The 15565-nt window shown below is 64.5% G+C and carries 21 protein-coding genes; 10 read left to right on the top strand and 11 right to left on the bottom strand.

Features of this window, described 5'->3' with window-relative positions:
* Nucleotides 1-110: 110 nt before the first annotated feature.
* The 5 genes from AC1DJW_RS09505 to AC1DJW_RS09485 all read right to left on the bottom strand — a co-directional run bounded on the left by AC1DJW_RS09505 (nt 111) and on the right by AC1DJW_RS09485 (nt 3014).
* Nucleotides 111-395: a dihydroxyacetone kinase subunit DhaK gene (locus AC1DJW_RS09505; protein WP_476901235.1), complete on the bottom strand. Its 285-nt coding sequence runs from the start codon at nt 393-395 to the stop codon at nt 111-113.
* A gap of 4 nt (nt 396-399) precedes the next feature.
* Complete coding sequence (locus AC1DJW_RS09500; RefSeq protein WP_476901234.1) at nt 400-558, bottom strand: hypothetical protein; 159 nt, start codon at nt 556-558, stop codon at nt 400-402.
* A 132-nt stretch (nt 559-690) separates the two neighbouring features.
* Nucleotides 691-1728: an SLAC1 family transporter gene (locus tag AC1DJW_RS09495; protein ID WP_476901233.1), complete on the bottom strand. Its 1038-nt coding sequence runs from the start codon at nt 1726-1728 to the stop codon at nt 691-693.
* On the bottom strand, nt 1725-2249 hold the full coding sequence (locus AC1DJW_RS09490) for a PaaI family thioesterase (protein ID WP_476901232.1): 525 nt from the start codon (nt 2247-2249) through the stop codon (nt 1725-1727). The genes AC1DJW_RS09495 and AC1DJW_RS09490 overlap by 4 nt, the downstream gene beginning before the upstream one ends.
* 48 nt (nt 2250-2297) lie before the next feature.
* Complete coding sequence (locus tag AC1DJW_RS09485) at nt 2298-3014, bottom strand: SDR family oxidoreductase (protein WP_476901231.1); 717 nt, start codon at nt 3012-3014, stop codon at nt 2298-2300.
* 128 nt (nt 3015-3142) lie between these two features.
* Here AC1DJW_RS09485 and AC1DJW_RS09480 point away from each other — a divergent pair, with 128 nt between their 5' ends.
* Nucleotides 3143-3625 (top strand): winged helix-turn-helix transcriptional regulator, encoded by a 483-nt coding sequence (locus AC1DJW_RS09480; protein WP_476901230.1) that lies wholly within the window; start codon nt 3143-3145, stop codon nt 3623-3625.
* 94 nt (nt 3626-3719) lie between these two features.
* On the opposite strand, the gene AC1DJW_RS09475 is transcribed toward AC1DJW_RS09480, so the two are convergent.
* Together AC1DJW_RS09475 and AC1DJW_RS09470 are read right to left on the bottom strand one after the other, a co-directional pair.
* Nucleotides 3720-4217, bottom strand: coding sequence for a GNAT family N-acetyltransferase (locus AC1DJW_RS09475; protein ID WP_476901229.1), 498 nt, complete (start codon nt 4215-4217; stop codon nt 3720-3722).
* A 205-nt stretch (nt 4218-4422) separates the two neighbouring features.
* The gene (locus AC1DJW_RS09470) at nt 4423-4722 is read right to left on the bottom strand and encodes an SDR family oxidoreductase (RefSeq protein WP_476901228.1); all 300 of its coding nucleotides are present in this window, start codon (nt 4720-4722) and stop codon (nt 4423-4425) included.
* 305 nt (nt 4723-5027) lie between these two features.
* Between AC1DJW_RS09470 and AC1DJW_RS09465 the strand changes: the two genes are divergently transcribed.
* Nucleotides 5028-5168, top strand: a complete 141-nt coding sequence (locus AC1DJW_RS09465; protein ID WP_476901227.1) for a hypothetical protein — start codon at nt 5028-5030, stop codon at nt 5166-5168.
* Between the two features lie 186 nt (nt 5169-5354).
* On the opposite strand, the gene AC1DJW_RS09460 is transcribed toward AC1DJW_RS09465, so the two are convergent.
* The 4 genes from AC1DJW_RS09460 to AC1DJW_RS09445 form a co-directional block, all read right to left on the bottom strand.
* Nucleotides 5355-6125 carry an SDR family NAD(P)-dependent oxidoreductase gene (locus AC1DJW_RS09460; RefSeq protein WP_476901226.1) on the bottom strand — a complete coding sequence of 257 codons (771 nt, stop codon included), beginning with the start codon at nt 6123-6125 and terminating at the stop codon, nt 5355-5357.
* Nucleotides 6126-6146: 21 nt separating this feature from the next.
* A complete protein-coding gene (locus AC1DJW_RS09455) occupies nt 6147-6533 on the bottom strand; it encodes a nuclear transport factor 2 family protein (protein ID WP_476901225.1) in 387 nt (128 codons plus the stop codon).
* A gap of 70 nt (nt 6534-6603) precedes the next feature.
* On the bottom strand, nt 6604-7644 hold the full coding sequence (locus tag AC1DJW_RS09450) for an aldo/keto reductase (RefSeq protein WP_476901224.1): 1041 nt from the start codon (nt 7642-7644) through the stop codon (nt 6604-6606).
* A gap of 37 nt (nt 7645-7681) precedes the next feature.
* Nucleotides 7682-8449, bottom strand: a complete 768-nt coding sequence (locus tag AC1DJW_RS09445; RefSeq protein ID WP_476901223.1) for an SDR family NAD(P)-dependent oxidoreductase — start codon at nt 8447-8449, stop codon at nt 7682-7684.
* 299 nt (nt 8450-8748) lie between these two features.
* On the opposite strand from AC1DJW_RS09445, the gene AC1DJW_RS09440 reads away from it, so the two are divergent.
* From AC1DJW_RS09440 to AC1DJW_RS09405, 8 genes are all read left to right on the top strand, one after another.
* Nucleotides 8749-9372: a TetR/AcrR family transcriptional regulator gene (locus AC1DJW_RS09440; protein ID WP_476901222.1), complete on the top strand. Its 624-nt coding sequence runs from the start codon at nt 8749-8751 to the stop codon at nt 9370-9372.
* Between the two features lie 594 nt (nt 9373-9966).
* Nucleotides 9967-10413, top strand: coding sequence for a DUF7793 family protein (locus tag AC1DJW_RS09435; RefSeq protein ID WP_476901313.1), 447 nt, complete (start codon nt 9967-9969; stop codon nt 10411-10413).
* Nucleotides 10410-11240, top strand: a complete 831-nt coding sequence (locus tag AC1DJW_RS09430) for a nuclease-related domain-containing protein (RefSeq protein ID WP_476901221.1) — start codon at nt 10410-10412, stop codon at nt 11238-11240. Before AC1DJW_RS09435 ends, AC1DJW_RS09430 begins: the two co-directional genes overlap by 4 nt.
* A 298-nt stretch (nt 11241-11538) precedes the next feature.
* A complete protein-coding gene (locus tag AC1DJW_RS09425; protein ID WP_476901220.1) occupies nt 11539-11664 on the top strand; it encodes a hypothetical protein in 126 nt (41 codons plus the stop codon).
* 585 nt (nt 11665-12249) lie between these two features.
* Complete coding sequence (locus AC1DJW_RS09420; RefSeq protein WP_476901219.1) at nt 12250-12486, top strand: hypothetical protein; 237 nt, start codon at nt 12250-12252, stop codon at nt 12484-12486.
* 459 nt (nt 12487-12945) lie between these two features.
* On the top strand, nt 12946-13125 hold the full coding sequence (locus AC1DJW_RS09415; protein ID WP_476901218.1) for a hypothetical protein: 180 nt from the start codon (nt 12946-12948) through the stop codon (nt 13123-13125).
* A 227-nt stretch (nt 13126-13352) separates the two neighbouring features.
* Complete coding sequence (locus AC1DJW_RS09410; RefSeq protein ID WP_476901217.1) at nt 13353-13595, top strand: hypothetical protein; 243 nt, start codon at nt 13353-13355, stop codon at nt 13593-13595.
* A 574-nt stretch (nt 13596-14169) separates the two neighbouring features.
* Nucleotides 14170-15564, top strand: coding sequence for an Nramp family divalent metal transporter (locus AC1DJW_RS09405; protein WP_476901216.1), 1395 nt, complete (start codon nt 14170-14172; stop codon nt 15562-15564).
* Nucleotide 15565: the final 1 nt, after the last annotated feature.

The raw sequence follows: 15565 nt of genomic DNA, 5'->3' as shown, positions 1-15565 counted from the left end.
ATTATATGACAACTATGTCAACAATTATGAATTGTTGACAGAAAAAAATATCTGCTATTCCTGCACGGTCAAGAACGGTCCTTATCCTCGAGCGCCCCGAACTTTGGGGATTACCCGGTAAAGAGCCCAAGTGCTGCGCAGTTCTTGTCCAAGACATCCGGAGCTGCTGCCTGCTGGAGGACACCCCCAACCTCCTGCCGCGCTCCGGATGCCGCTGGGGTCTGCGGGCAGCGCATGGAGGATTTGCTGGAGGGGGCAGAACGCCCCAATCCGAGCTCTGCGACAAGCGGATCGACCAGTAGAGACGTGAGCTCATCCGCCGCCGCGAAGGGCACTCGTGCAGTGCCGCGTTCACCATGGATGCCGACGCCAAGTTCGACCTCATCAGGACGCAACCTCCTACTCGTCCTCCCCCACGCGCAGCGTGGTCGGGGTGATCTCGCTGATGGGCTGCTTGCTGATGTCGACGAGGTGGACGTTGGCACGGTTGAAGGCTTCGTAGTAGCCGTGGCCGACCGGAGGCCGTTTTGCGCCGTCGGGGTAGCCCTTGGGGGTCAAGAGCTCGGCCGTCTGCGGATCGAGCGCGGTTTCCCGGATCTTCCGGCGGACGAACTCGGCGGCGTACTCGTTGGCTTCAGCGGATGTGTCTAGGTCGTCGAAGGTCGAGAAGAAAAGCCGGAAGCGGGAGCTTCAGTGCACTTCTGTGCTCTGTGGTGCGGCCAGTCTCGCTGCCTTTGGGGCGATGGGTGTTGGCACGGTGCGAGCGGCGATGACCAAGGTGAAGGCTGTTGCAAGGCCGAGAATCGCCCAGGCGCATATTTGCCGGCCCGGGAGGTCGGTTGTCGCAAGCCAGCGGATGGCATAGTTCGTGGTTGCACCCACGGGAAAGGTGAATACCCAAAACATTTGCGTGAAGGGAAGTTTGCGGTATTCGGGGAGGAGCATGACCTGCATCAGCACCATGATCAACAGTACGCCTGTCAGTCCGAGCTGGATCGCGCCCAAGGGTCCTGGATGTGACACCATCCACGCGATGTTGGCCGTTGCCGGCGCAGCCAGATAGGCGGACAGGCCGACCTTGGCGGCCGGTAGCACCTCGCCGCCGGTCATCAGGCGGACGGTGACGACCGTTCCTATCACCAGCCAGAAGAACACGCCGACGCCAAACGCGGCCATGGCCGCACCATGGGCGTGGATGCTTGAGAACCCGATGCTGGCAACGAAGGATCCGGCCGCGACGGGCAGCAGGTAGCCGGGATGGATGGATTGCATGGATACCCCGCCGGTGACCCAGTGGGCAAGGAGCTGGGCAGCGACGATGGCAAGGCCGGCAATGAAAGCCATACACAGCCAGGCGCCCCATGGCGGCAGATACTGGCCGTAGTGCGACGAAAGCAGGATCCCGATGAGTGGGATGAAGGACGCAAAGGGCCCTGCCACTTCGTGTCTCAGGTCGGCCCGGAATGCTCCTTTTCGGCGAAAGCCCCGGAACACGTAGACGGCGGTCAGGATCACCCACAGGGAGCTTGCTGCCCCGTAAAAGACTTCCTCCGGCCACATCGGGGATCCGAGAGAGCTCCTCGCGGCGGACCAGCCGCCGCCAAGACCGGCAAGCCCCAAGGGAATTCCGAAGCGGCTCAACGCCGGGATTCCCGACAGGGCGGCCGGGGGCAAGGCGCGATCCGTAGGGGCCGGCGTCAGGGCGTCAGAGGTGCAGGTATCAGTCATGTTGTCAGAGCGCCTGGTTGGTGGGTGAAGATGAGCAGCGTGCTCGTCGCGGTGGCGAGGAGTTCTCCCCCAGCGGTGCTGAGGCGGCCTTCGGTGAATATCACGCGCGAGCCGGTTTTCACGACTGACCCCTCTGCGCGAAGAGCACCCTTCTGGAGCGTGATCGGTCGCAGATACTTGACCGCCAGGTCAATGGAGGTGTAACCGATCCCTGCTTCCAAGGTACTGTGTGCCGCGCAGCCGAGCACCGTGTCAAGGAGCGTGCAGGCCAGGCCACCGTGCACCATTCCTAGGGGGTTGTAGTGCGCTTCGCCCGGCCAGCACTGGAACTCGACGTGACCGTATTTCGCATCGACGAGATCGAAATTCATGAGGGAAGCGATCGGCGGCGGCGCGATGCTGCCGTCGCGGAGGCCGGAAAAGTAGTCCAGACCCGACAGCCGTGGCAGCTGTTCGAGCGCGATTGCCGGATCCATCCAGGTGAAGGTTTCCGAGCGTTGCGCGGAGGCGTTCGTTGACACCAGGGTTTCCTCCTTAGGTTCTCTGCAAGTCTTCAGGCTTTGCCGCGGTCATGCCGGGGAACTGGATGCCAGGACCGGGTACAGACCCGAGATCGGACCGGACAGGCCGAGCTTCACGCCGGCGCTGATCTCGTCCACGATGACCTCGTAATCACCGTGCTCGAGCCCATCGAAGGACTTCCGTGCGACTTCCTCGGGGGAGGTCTTCGGGGCATCCACGCCCCTGGCCATGGCCGTGTCCATGTAGCCGACGTGAACACCCGTCACCTGGGTGCCTTGAGGTGCCAGTTCTACGCGGAAGGAGTTGGTCGCTGACCACAACGCGGCCTTTGATGCGCTGTAGGCGCCGGTGAGTGCGATCCAGCTGAGCACCGAGTGGATGTTGAGGACCGCTGATGTCTCGCTGGCGGCAAGCACCGGTGCGAACGCCCTGGTCATGGCGACGGGTCCGAAGAAGTTGGTCTCCATGACTTCGCGGATCTCCTCGTCGGAGAGTGCCAACAGAGTGTCGGATTCGACGCTCGTACCGGCGTTGTTGATCAGGACTGTGACGTCCTGGGCCTGGGCGACGGCGGCCCGGACCGAGTCAGCGTCGGTGACATCGAGGGCGAGGGGGACGACCCGGGGATCGTTCCACTCTTGCGGGCGGCGTGCGGTCGCGTACACCTTTGCAGCACCCCGGGCGAGGGCCTGTTCCACGAGCTCGCGGCCCAGTCCTCCGTTTGCGCCGGTGACAAGGACGACGGAGCCAGATAGCAGGGGCATAGTTTTCTCCTGATGTCGGATAGGGCGGCGACGCGGTTGTCGCGGTCTCAGAACATCAGATTAGCCGAGTCAGTTGGATTTTCCAACCGACCTGTATACTTGGCGAGAGTACTGAAAGCAGGTGGACGATGAATCGGCCGAACGAAAAGGCAGTAAATGCGCCGAGGGCGTGTTTCATCGCGGCAGGCCTCGACGTTTTAGGGGAACGGTGGGCCCTGCTCGCCCTTCGCGAGATGTCGTTGGGCGTTCACCGGTTCGATCAGATTGCGCGGAATACAGGCGCGTCCCGCGACATCCTGACCGACCGGCTGCGCACACTCGAAAACCGTGGCGTGATTGAGCGTGTCCAGTACTCCGAGCGCCCCGCGCGCTACGAGTACCACCTCACAACCTCCGGAGCGGAAGTCGCGCCCATTCTCATTTCGCTCGCGGCGTGGAGCAGCACATGGATGCGCGACGAGACGCCCCGCGCGTCTTACCGGCACAGTTGCGGGGCGGACCTGAAACCGGTGGTGTTGTGTGCGGAATGCGGTGAGGAGTTCACGCCAGGAAGTCTGTTACTGGGACCGCTTGTGTCAAGCGCGGGTACGGAGCCGGCGTCCGGCCAGTAACCACAAAAACCGAACGGAGGACGACGGCGGTACGTCCCGCCGTCGTTCTCTTGCCACCGTTTGAGTCCGGCTTTTGCCGGCTGATTCCGGGGACTCAGCTCTCAAGTTCCTTTTCGAAGCAGACTGACGCCGGTATCGCGGTGTCGTAGGGCGGATAGGCCGGTATTTGTCGGTAGCCGATCTTCCGGTACAGGGCTTCTGCTTCCGGTTGTTTGCCGCCGGTTTGAAGAATGACCCGTCTGGCGCCGGCCGCAGCTGCGATCTGCTCCAGCCCGGCCATCAGTCGAGTCGCCGCCCCGAGGCCACGCGCTGCGGGGTCAACGATGACACGCTTGACTTCCCACTCCCCGTCCAGCAGGCGAAGTGCCCCATGCGCTATCGCATGCCCGGAGGCGGTGACGACGAGGACGTTCGCGACGAAGTCTTCAGCGGGGACGTCCAAGGCCGACCTTGCCGCAGCCGGAAGGGCGGGTTCGTCCTCCGTGGCGTACCGGTCGAGGAGTTCCTTGTTCAGCAGATCCCGTAACCGAGCAGCACGCGGATCCTCAAAACTAACTTCTTCGAGATTCAGAACCAACTTCTCACCCGACACCAGACCTTCCTTCAGATTAGCGTGGAATCATGCTGCCGACCCCTGGAAGAAGGAGTCGACGGCGGCCGAAGCGACAGCCGTACTGGAGCCCCCGGTCTGGGGACTCCAGTATGACGTCATGGTACTGCTCTGGGCCGCTCAGTGGCGCGCACCAGCCACTTGTGCCAATGCCTCGCAGCGCCCGCGGTACCCTACCGAACGCGGTTCAGGTGCCCATGCCGAGGTGTGCTCCGCATGCCACGTCGAGTGTTATGCCGGTGATGTAGCGGTTGTCCGGGTCGGCAAGGAAAAGGATGCCGCGGGCGACTTCGTCGGGTTCGGCGAACCGGCGCATTGGAAGTTCCGCGGCGCGTTTGGCCCGGTTGGCGGTTGCATCCGGGCCGGAGTCTTTTGCGAACTGCGCCCACAGAGGAGTGTTCACGGGGCAGGGTGCGATGGCGTTGACGCCCGGGAGCGTGTTGGAAGGACACCCGAAGGGGAAAAGGCAACGGCGAATGCGGGGCATCCTGGGGGCAGGGCGGAGTCCGGCAAGCAGGAGTGCGGCGTGGAAGGCGTGATCGGGGACGGGGACTTTCCGGTTCAGGCAGCAAGCCCGTAGAACGCCTCGGTGTCGATTCCTGACTACCGCTCCCCCCCTGTGCTCATCCCGGCTGAAAGAACCCGGCCCGGTGCGTTTCGTGAGCCGGCGACGGTGGTCTGGCTCTCTCCGCCCCTCCGGCCTCAACACGCGGACGGCCCGTGCCGATCTCTGTCTTGGCCGGAGAGCACGGTCAAGAAGGGTGGAGACTGGATGCGATTTAGACTGGCGTCATGGCTGAGAGCGTGCCGCGGTCGCTGCGCCCTCCGGTCGCGCTGGCGTTGGCGAAGGCCATGGAAGCAATCTCTCCCACGGGCACCCTTCCTGGTGATCTGGTGTTTGAGCCCAAGTGGGATGCCGGGAATATGCCCTGATAGGGGCGGAAGGGGTGTCGTTGTTTTCCCGGCAAGGCCGAGATTTGCGCAGGTATTCTGTCGGCGTGAAGCGCACTTTTTCTGGCTTTTGCCTAGCGGGAGCGCTGTTGTTAGTGCACGACAGGTGTCGCTCACTTGTCGTCCTCCATCGCTAGGTCTCTGGAAGATCTGAGGAGGTGCGCGGTACTAACCTTCCAGATCAATCCCCGTTATTTTGGCCAACTGCTCGAGGAGCCGGTCTTGGAAGTTGCTGTCCCGGGCTACGGCGGCGACCGGTGCTGGTCGGCGGTGGTGCCAGACCGAACCGGTGTGCCTGGCGTCCGGACTGTCGCTGACAGCGAGCCATGTCTGAGTGAGGTGGCCTTGGTCGAGGTCGTCGGTGGCGTATGGGCCGCCCATACGGGTGGGCACCCAACCAGGGTCGACCGCGTGAGTGATGACCTCTGGCCAGCGGTGGGCGATGGCGAGGGAGAGCGCGGTGACGAAAAGCTTGCTGTCGCAGTAGGCCTGGGTGCCGTTCCAGCGGCGAGCGGTCCAGTCAAGGTCGTGGAGGCTTTGGTCGCCGCTGACGTGCATGTCGCTGGTGAGATATATGAGCCGGTTCGGCCTCTGGATCAGGCCGGTCAATAGGTAGGGGGCCAGAGTGTTGACTGCCAGCACTCGCGGGTGTCCCTCCGGGCTGCGGTTAGGGCCGGGGTCGCCATAGACGCCGGCGTTGTGGATGATGGTGTCCATCCGGCCGAGCTGGTTGACCTGGTCGGCCAGGCTGCGGGTCTGCTGGGCGCTGGCGAGATCACCGACGACCACGGCCGCGCCGCGGTCGGCCAGATCCCTGAGCGCGGCGGCCCGGTTGGTGTCGCGGGCATGGACGACGACCTGGTGCCCGTCGTCGAGCAGGGCGACAGCTGCGGCCCGTCCAAGCCCTTGGGCCGAACCGGTAATCATGATGCGGGCCACAAGGGTCCTCTCGTTCGTTCGTCAGTTGAGGTAGCTGCCGACAGGCGTGTTGTCGACGTAGATGCGTTGGTCGGTGAACTTGCCGTCAACGAGGGTAAAGATTGAACAGGCGTTGATCTTGATCTCCCTATCGTCGTGGAGGCGCCAGATGGTGGTGACCTCGAAGATGACCACTCCACCTTCGTCCTGCCAGACGTTGGTCAGTGGGTGGGCCAGCGACTTGACCTTGCCGAGCAGGGCCGTCATCTGTTCCAGCACGTCGGCACGGCCGGTGATGGTCGGTGCGTTAGCGAAGGACAGGGTGATGTTGTCGGCGTAGTAGGAACCCAGTCGTCCCGGGTCTTTGGCCTCCATGGCGTTGAAGTAGTCGGTAAGGATGTCGATGGTGGCTTGGTCGGCTTGAGGCATGACGGGTTCCTTTGCTGGTGATGAAGGGATGGGCTGCGCAGTTCGCTTCTGGGTGGCGGGGTTGAGCACCTTAGTCGGTGGAGGCCGTTCCGCTCGCGGCGGACGGCTGTTCCGGTCCGTCACCGGTGCGGTGATGGAAGGCTGCGGGTTCGCTGGCCAAAGCGGTGAGCGAGTCTAGCTGCGCCGGCTCGAGCTCGATGTCGGCTGCTGTGGCACTGGCTTGGAGCTCTTCGGGGGTCTCGGCACCGACGATGGCCGAGGCGACGGCCGGGCGGGACAGCAGCCAGGCCAGCGAGGCCTGATACGGCGCCAGCCCCCATGCTCGGCTGAGTCGCTCGGTCTCGCGGGCGACGACGATCTCGGCGTCGGTGAACCCTGCTCCGGCGAAGCGCTGGTCACCGGAGACGTCGCGGTCGAGAACCCGGAGGTCGGCGAGCAGGCCGCCGTGCAACGGCGCGTAGGGGACGATGGACAGCCCGAACTGCTGGCAGGCGGGCGCGAGTTCGCGTTCGGCGGCTCGATCGAGGAGGTTGTACTTCACCTGTACGGCCACGGGCGCATTCAGCCGGCGGTCGTCCGCGATCCACAGGGCCTGCGCGACTTGCCAGGCGGGGTGGTTGGACAGGCCGACGTAGCGGAGTTTGCCCTGCCTGATCAGGTCGTCATAGGCCGCGAGGGTCTGCTCCAACGGCGTGTCGGGGTCGGGATCGTGGGCGTAGTAGAGGTCGATGTAGTCGGTCTCCAGGCGGCGCAGGCTGGCTTCGACCTGACGGATGATGTGGCGGCGTGACAGGCCACGGTCGTTGACGTCGAGCCCGACGATTCCGTTGGACTTGGTGGCGACCACCATCTCCTCGCGGCGGCCGCGGAGCGCGCGGCCGAGGATCTGCTCGGCGGGTTCACGGTCGGCCGCGGCCGGGGCGCCGGGCCGGTCGAAGACCGGCATGTTGCCATAGACGTCGGCGGTGTCGACGAAGTTGATGCCCAGGTCGATAGCGGTGCCGACGACGCGGTTGGCATCCTGCGCGGTGGGAGCGACCCCGAACGTGGCGGTGCCCAAACAGATCCGGGACACATTGACGCCGGTTGAGCCGAGGATGGAGTACTTCATCAGCAAGTTTCCTTGTCTTCCGTGGTGGGAGGCGGGGCTAGCGGGCGGTGTAGCCGCCGTCGACCGGGAGCGCGACCCCGATGACGAAGCTCGCGCCCGGGCTGCACAACCACAGCACGGCAGCGGCGATCTCTTCGGGTTCGCCCAGCCGGTTGATGGGCTGGTTGGCCAGCGACTCCGCAAGGTCGAGCTCGCCGGCGGCGAGCATGCCGGTGACCATCGGAGTGGCGATGGTTCCGGGGCAGACGGCGTTGATCCGGATCCCGCGGGGAGCGTACTCGAGCGCGGCGCTGCGGGTCAGTCCAAGCACACCGTGCTTGGTGGCGTGGTAGGCGGCCCGCCCGGGGTTGCCGACCAGTCCGCCAAGGGAGGAGCAGTTCACGATGGCACCGCTGCCTTGGAGGCGCATCCGGGCCAGTTCGTGCTTCATGCAGGCCCATACTCCGCGGAGGTTGATCGCGGTCACCCGATCGAAGGCCTCGGCCGGTTCGTCGGCCGCGTCACAGACCGGGAGCTGGATGCCGGCGTTGTTGAAAGCCATGTCGAGCCGGCCGAACCTTTCGACGGCGGTGGCGACGAGCGCGGCGACCTGCTCCTCGTCCGCCACGTCGCACGGCACGGCGAGCACCTGGTGGCCGGAGCCGGCCAGCTCCGCGGTGACATCGGAAAGCGCCGCCTGGTTGATATCGGCCAGCACCACGGCGGCGCCGGCCTCGGCAAACGCGCGGGCGGTGGCCAAGCCCATACCGGAGCCGGCGCCGGTGACCAGGGCGACCTGGCCAGTGAAGTCGTAGCTCGGATTCATCGGTGCTGCCCCTGGCGTCGCCGGTCAGGCGTTCTCGTGGGCGAAAACAACAGCCATCCCTCGCCGGTGATGAAACACATTCGCGTGTCAGTCATTGTTCTCCTCGGGTAAGTCGTTCCGGGCGTCCGCTGCGTTGGGCAGTGGCAGCCGTCGGGTGGAAGGGGCGTAGCAGGCCCCCGCTCTCGGGCGGCGCGTGTTTGCGTCGAGGGCCTGTTGGCCAGGACTGTTTGCCCCTCTCTGGCGATAAACTATAACCGAGTGGTAGGTTTTGGTCAATGGAATATGAGATAGTGATGCCCATGCCAAATAGCACAGGGACTAACGCGCGGGGTCCCTACCGCACAGGGATCCGGCGGCGGGAACAGATCGTCGCCACGGCGATCGCGGTCTTCGGCGAGTACGGCTACGCCGGCGGATCGATCCGGACCATCGCTGAGCGGGTCGGGGTCTCCCATGCGACGCTGCTGCAGCACTTCGGTAGCAAAGAAGGACTCCTGACGGCCGTGCTGCAGGAGTGGGACCGCCGAACGGTGGAAGCCAGCCTGGCCGGTGTTGTCGGGCTGGACTATTTCCGCCGGTTGCCTGAGGTCATGACTGCACATCGAAGCAACCGGGGGCTGCTCGAGCTGTTCACCACCATCGCGGCCGAGGCTTCCAGCCCTGCCCATCCGGCCCACGTCTTCATTCAGCACCGCTATACGAACAACCTTGCCACCCTCGGAATCCATCTCCAGCACGCTGTCGACGCCGGCGACGTGGCACCGCTGACCCCCGCCGAAATCGAGATAGAAGTTCGCCTGGTCACCGCCGTGTTGGACGGGATCGGGCTGCAATGGCTGCTTGACCCGTCCACCGACGTCACCGTCAGCGTCGAGACTTACATCAACCGGACGATCACAGCTTGGAGTAATAGCCGGCAATAGAGATCCCGTTTTCGATCTCCCCTGCGACGCTCAAGGGCGAAAGCGGGGGTGGACGGGTTACTACTCAAGCGCCACAGCTTCGAACATGAGCAGCAACTCGCCCGGTCCGATCATCTGTCATGAAGCTGAGCGTCCCGGACGCCGGACAGGGGCCTTTTTCTGGACGGAGCCGATCGACCCTGCCGACCTCCCACAGTCTGCTCGCGAAGCATCCAGTCGACGTCCAAGGATGCGGCAGGTTACTCCTGCTCTCCACAGGATTCCCCAAGGATTTCCGCAAGAGCGTCACAACTGGACGTCCCCACTGTGAGCATAGGGGGACTAGGATTCGGACCGCTTCTGTGGGAGGGGATGACCGACATGGGAGAGGTTGTGGAAGATGTCCAGCGCCGGACCAACAAGCCATGACTGGGAAGTCGAGAGGGTCCTCCAGCTGATTGGCCCGGGCGGGATCCCGCGTCCACTCGGCCCCGTTGGAGAATGCCTCCAACTGTCCCCGTCGAACGCTTCCCACCCGTCGCCATGACTTTGACCGAAGAACCAGCTGGGACCTCAATTGCCCGGATACCGTGGGATCATCAGCGGCAGCCTGCACTGCAGGAGGCGTACGGGCGAACAGGCGAGACCGGAAGGCGCCTCGCGGACCCAGGCATTAAGGGCGCCAAAGAAACCGTAGAACTGCGGACCGATGGGGTCGTCCACATGATCTGGAAACCGAAGGGCACCGTCGAAGCCGCCGATGCCCTTGCGGCAATGGTGGCCGTCGGCGAGGTCTGCCGGGGGTCCGAGCACCCGTTGCTGGTCGACATGGCAATGATGGAGGCTCTCAGCCGGGATGCCCGCTCCATCTTCTCCACTTGCGCCGCCTCGCGGATCGCGTTGCTTGGGTCCGGCCCGGTGGATCGGGTCCTCGCCAGTTTCTTCCTCGGCGTCCGCAAGCCGCCGTGTCCGAGCCGCTTCTTCACGTCCAGGAACGAGGCCATGGCTTGGCTGGACCCGGCCAGCGGGCCTTCGGGCCGACGGGATAAGGGAACCTCATGACATCTGACTCTGAATCACAAGATTTTCCGCCACGACCCGATGCCGTTCTGGAACGCGGCGGGCTGAGTGGCCGGGTCCCGGGACAGGCGGTCATCGAGAAGTTACTGGCCGATAGGGCGGGTGCGCCCTCACGGTCCTATCTGGGGCGTATTTTCGGGGCGGACCCGCTGAGCCCGGAAGACCACCCCTGGTACAAGGGCGCCCTCGGCGAGATAACAGTGGGGAGGATCCTTGAACATCTGGGGCCCGGATGGACGGTCCTGCACGCCGTCCCAGTCGGCGCGGGCACATCGGATATCGATCACGTCCTGATAGGTCCGGCAGGGGTCTTCACCCTCAATACCAAAAACCACACGGGCCAATCAGTTTGGGTGGCCGGGCGGACGCTCATGGTCGCGGGCAAGAAGCAGCGCCACCTCCACAACGCCGGCTATGAAGCCGCCCGAGCGGCGAAGCTTCTTACGAGCGGGGCGAACCAGGCCGTGGAAGTCACCGGCGGTGTCGTCATCGTTGCCCCCAAGAGCATGACGGTCAGGGAACGTCCTTCCGGCGTCGCCGTGGTCACGGACCGGCAGCTCCTGCGCTGGCTCAACAGCCGCCAGGCTGTACTCACGCCAAGGCAGGTGTCCCTGGTGACGGCGGCGGCCGTCCGTCCCGGGACCTGGCACCGGAACCCGCTGGCCGGCGCGGACGCCGCAGCCCTTCAGCAGGAATTCACGGCGCTTCGCACCCTCGTGGACCGGGCGCGGCGCCGGCGCGCAGGATGGATCCTTGCCCTGTTGATCGCGGACCCGGTTTTCCTGGCCAATCTCACGCGCATTTTCTGACTTCAAAGAAGCCAGAAGGTCGGCAAGGAGTAATCGCCGACAGTAAGGTGCGTTTCAATGCGCGGGGTATTCCTGTGAGACAGCTCGACGCGCGTTCCACTGCGGCGCGCCCGGGGTCCGGCGCCGGGTTTTTTCTGTGGACGGCCGGGCGGGTGCTCTCCACAGTCAGAAGCCTCATGGCCCGGGCGGCTATGGGTATCGGGTGCACAAACGCACCATGGCCGCGAAGGCGGGCGGTTGGGTGTCGTTCCTGGCTTCTAGGATGGTTTCCCCACTGGGCGAAGGGGGAAGGGGAAGCATGGAGGATGGACGGCGGCCGCGGGCCAGTGCCTGGCAGATCGCCGGTGTCTGGATCTCGGCTGCGGCGCTGCTGTTGACGGCGGCAAGGATGGGTCTGGAGCTGTGGCAGATGGCAGGGCATTGACCAGGGCTGGTTGGTGGTTAGGCAACCAGGGGCCGGCGCGGTTCACACTGCCGCTGCGGCTTCCGAATGGAACTCCTTCGTGAGGGGTCGGCCGTGCCGGAGACCTGGCGCAGGAGGCGCTGTGGGCAACTTGCCGTGGATATTTGTCCTGCTCGTTCCGTCGCTGGGCTTCTTCCTCATTCTGGTGATTGCGAACAGTCGTTTGTCCCGCATGCGAAGCGCGCTCAGATTGCCGCCCCCGGGAGTTAGCCCTCGCCGCTTCGGGAAACGCCGCGGGAAGAAAATCGCGTGCGTGGTGATTGATGAGCCCAAGTACCGGTACAGAAGCGGGAATTCGTCGTGATTGCCCTCGTTTCCCGGTGAAATGCGCGTTCCACCCAAGGTCCCGGACACCCTCCGGTGGGCGGTCAGGCGCATGCGCTTTTAGAATGGGCACACCCTGCTGCGGAGGACCAATGAGGTGACCTGACTCGGCTGGCTCCTGGGAGACAGGAAGGAGTAGCGGGTCGACGGCACTTCATTGGAGGTCTGTCTGCGCATCACGGCACTGCACTTCCCGGTGCAGAAACACGGATGGAGACCGTTATGCAGACAGACCCCCAATCCACAGCAGACACCGCCCGTTCGGTGACCGCGGAGGCATCCAGCACCCACCCCGCGGATTGGGGACCGGCCATGGCCCTCGCCCTGAACCAGCTGATTCAGGAAATCATCACTACGACCGGCACAGACCCTTGCCGCGCCCGTGGCGGCTTGGACGTATCCTTGCACATCAAAGCCGTTCCCAATGGCGAGGCGATCACGGTGGCCTGGCGGGGCTGACCGATGACGCCCCAATTCCCAGCCGGGGGCGGCTATTTGCCCGGCGTCAGGTGCTGGCCTCCCGGGACGCGATCAGGAAGGAGATTCCTGCTGCGGCGGTTTGTTCCCCGGAGGAAAAATCGGCCCGGGACGGCGCTCCGTCTTCGCCCCTGGCATCCGAGGTCCCAGGGACCGCTTCGCCACCGTCGCCTGCCGCCGTCCGGAATGTGTCCGTGCGGTTAACCCGAACCTTCCGGCGGGGCGTCTGCTCGTGCCCGGCAACGGGTACACAGACCTCCAGGATCCCGCTCGTGTAGGAGGCCGGGATCTCTTCCTCGTTAACCCCTGGGGGGAACCTGAAAGCTCCGGCTGAATTCCCCGTAACGGAACTCGGAGCGGTAATTGTCCTTGCCTTGGTTTTCCGATTCTTCTACCCGACGACCCTAGATGGTGAGCGTGCGTCCGGAGACGGAGATGTCGATGTCCCTCTGGATCGACGCCGGGCAGCTCGGCCCGGATCACCGAGGCGGATCCATCGCTGAATTCCTCCACGCGCAGCCACGGGCCGATGTCCCCCTGCAGGAAGCGGCGGACCGGTTCTGGCACGTCGAAAGCCACATGGCGCAAGAAATCGCTCATCTTTTTTCCTCCCGTTGTTAAGGGCGCCCCCGGCTGTTGTGGGCGCTACCGGCCCGCTGGCAACACCCGCGACAGACAGCGCGGCGATACCAGCAAACTATGCCGAAGCCGCTCTTCGCGGAAGACACCTGCACGACCGTTGCCGCAAACGCTGATGCGCTCTAGCTTGGAAGGACCATCGTCCGTTGAGCGCTCAGAAGAACCGGCCCTTGTCCTGCCCGCGGCGCGGCCGTCCCAGGAGGCATGCAGTGACACTTTATCAACCGGAGCCAGTTGAAATTTCGACCAGAATGCGTCCTGGCGAGTGGAGCGAGGAGAGTCTGAACACTCTGGTCCTTTCCTACCGGGACAAGCTTCTGGGCATGGGGGCCTCGGCTTCCGAAATCGAAATCGAGACCGAACGGGATGAGCGTGGCGGAGTGAAGGTGGTCGCCACATGGATCAAGCCCGAGATCGCCGAGGTGCCCCCGGCACCCCGAGACGAGGTCTAGCTAGTTTGAACCGGCCAGGCATCGAGTTCGGCGCGCAGCTGTGCGCCGGGGTTCGTGAGCCTGCGCCGAATCTGGACGTGCGCCCGACGACGCCGGTTCCCCGCCCTCGCAAGGTTGGGCGCACTGCACGACCGGCCGCCGATCCCCTGGCCCCAGGGCAGGTTCGACGCCTGGCTGGATCCCCGGGACAAGGACGGCCCTGACCTGCTGGACCTCGCCCCGTGGTGAGGCGTACGACGGGGCAGAGAAACTCAGCGCCACCGTCGAAAGCACCGGCCCGGGCGGCCGCATTATGCGGGCTCGATGTCTCCGAGGGCCGGGAACAGATCATGCTCGCGACGAAGTGCCGGCACAGACGTTCACAATCAGGCGGGCTAGCATTGCCGGGCTGGGCGCAGCCTGGAGTTGCCGGGGAGGATTTCCTATTGCCCATACCCGCCCTGCGCAGTTCGAAAGAACCTAAAAATTGTGCTGCGAAACCACGTTACGGTCCCGTCCTTGCTCTAGGATGGTTTCCAACTGGGGAAAGTAAGTATGCTTATCATCTAGTTTCTGTGAAGGGCGGGAGGAAACGATGGGCTCCATCGAGGCTTCTGAACCAGACTCCCAGCTGACCGAGGCCGCTGAAACCCAGACGGAACACCCTTCCAAAGAGGATCCACCCCCTCCTAGGAAGAAGCAGTCACCGATACGACGGTTCGTCGGCCTGCTCGGACCGGGTCTGGTCACGGGCTCGGCCGATGATGACCCCTCGGGGATCGCGACCTACGCCCAGGCCGGGGCCACGTTCTCCAACGGCATGCTTTGGACCGCTCCTGCGACGTTGCCGATGATGATGGTGGTTCAGGAAATCTGCGACCGCACCGCACTGGCCACCGGGGACAGCCTGGGCAGGCTGGCCCGCCGGAAGTTCTCCCGCAAACCCCGCGTGGTGATCGGGATCCTCATCGTGGCCCTGATCGCGGCGAACACGCTGAACGCGGCGGCGGACCTGATGGCAATCGGGCAGGGCATGGAAATGCTCGGGGCCGGCCCGGACCACCTCTGGAGTGGGATCGCGGGAGTCGGCGTAGCCGTGGTCCTCGTCGCCGGCGGGTTCGACATTATTTCCAGGATCTTCAAATGGCTCTGCCTGGCCCTGCTGGCGTACGTGGCGGTCCTGTTCGTCGCCAACGTGGACTGGGGAGACGTGGTGGCGGGCCTGCTCGGTCTGCAGTTCCGGTTCAGCTGGGATTACCTGGGGCTGATCGTCGCGGTGCTGGGCACCACGATCTCCCCCTACCTGTTTTTCTGGCAAAGCGCGCACCGGGTCGAGGAACTCCGGGAAGAGGACCTCGGAGGCGATAACGCCGTCGGGCTGGACGACAACTCCGCCCCGGCGGCTCACCGCAAGCTCCGCAACGCGCGCGCCGACGTCTTCACCGGCATGTTCTTCTCCGTCCTGGTCATGTTCGCCATCATGGCGGCAACCGCCGCGACCCTGGGCAGGAACGGCACGGACGTCAAGACCGCGGCGGACGCCGCCAAAGCGCTGGAACCCATCGTGGGTCCGGCCGCGAAGTTTCTCTTCGCCGCCGGGTTCATCGGCTCGGGGATTCTGGCAGTCCCCGTCCTCGCCGCTGCCGGTTCCGCCGGCCTCGCCGGCTTGCTCGGCAAGGAGTGGGGGTTTGACCGGCGACCGAGCCATGCACGCACGTTCTACGTCCTTCTTGGCGTGGGAACCATCGGCGGTGTCATCATCAGCTTCTTTGCCACAGACCCCATCGGACTGCTGATCCTCAGTGCCATCATCAACGGGATCGCCGCCGCCCCGTTCCTCATCGTCACCATGCTCATCTCCAGGGACAAAGACATCATGGGCAAATACCGCAACGGAAAACTCGCCGCCACACTCGGCTGGTCCACCACCGCCATCATGATCGTCGCCGGAGCCGTCGGCATCTGGACCACGATCACCGGAACGGCGTAAC

The sequence above is a fragment of the Arthrobacter sp. 05L417 genome (genome assembly GCF_056397865.1).
Note: the sequence above shows the minus strand (reverse complement) of the source record. Positions and strands in the feature narration are given on the sequence as shown.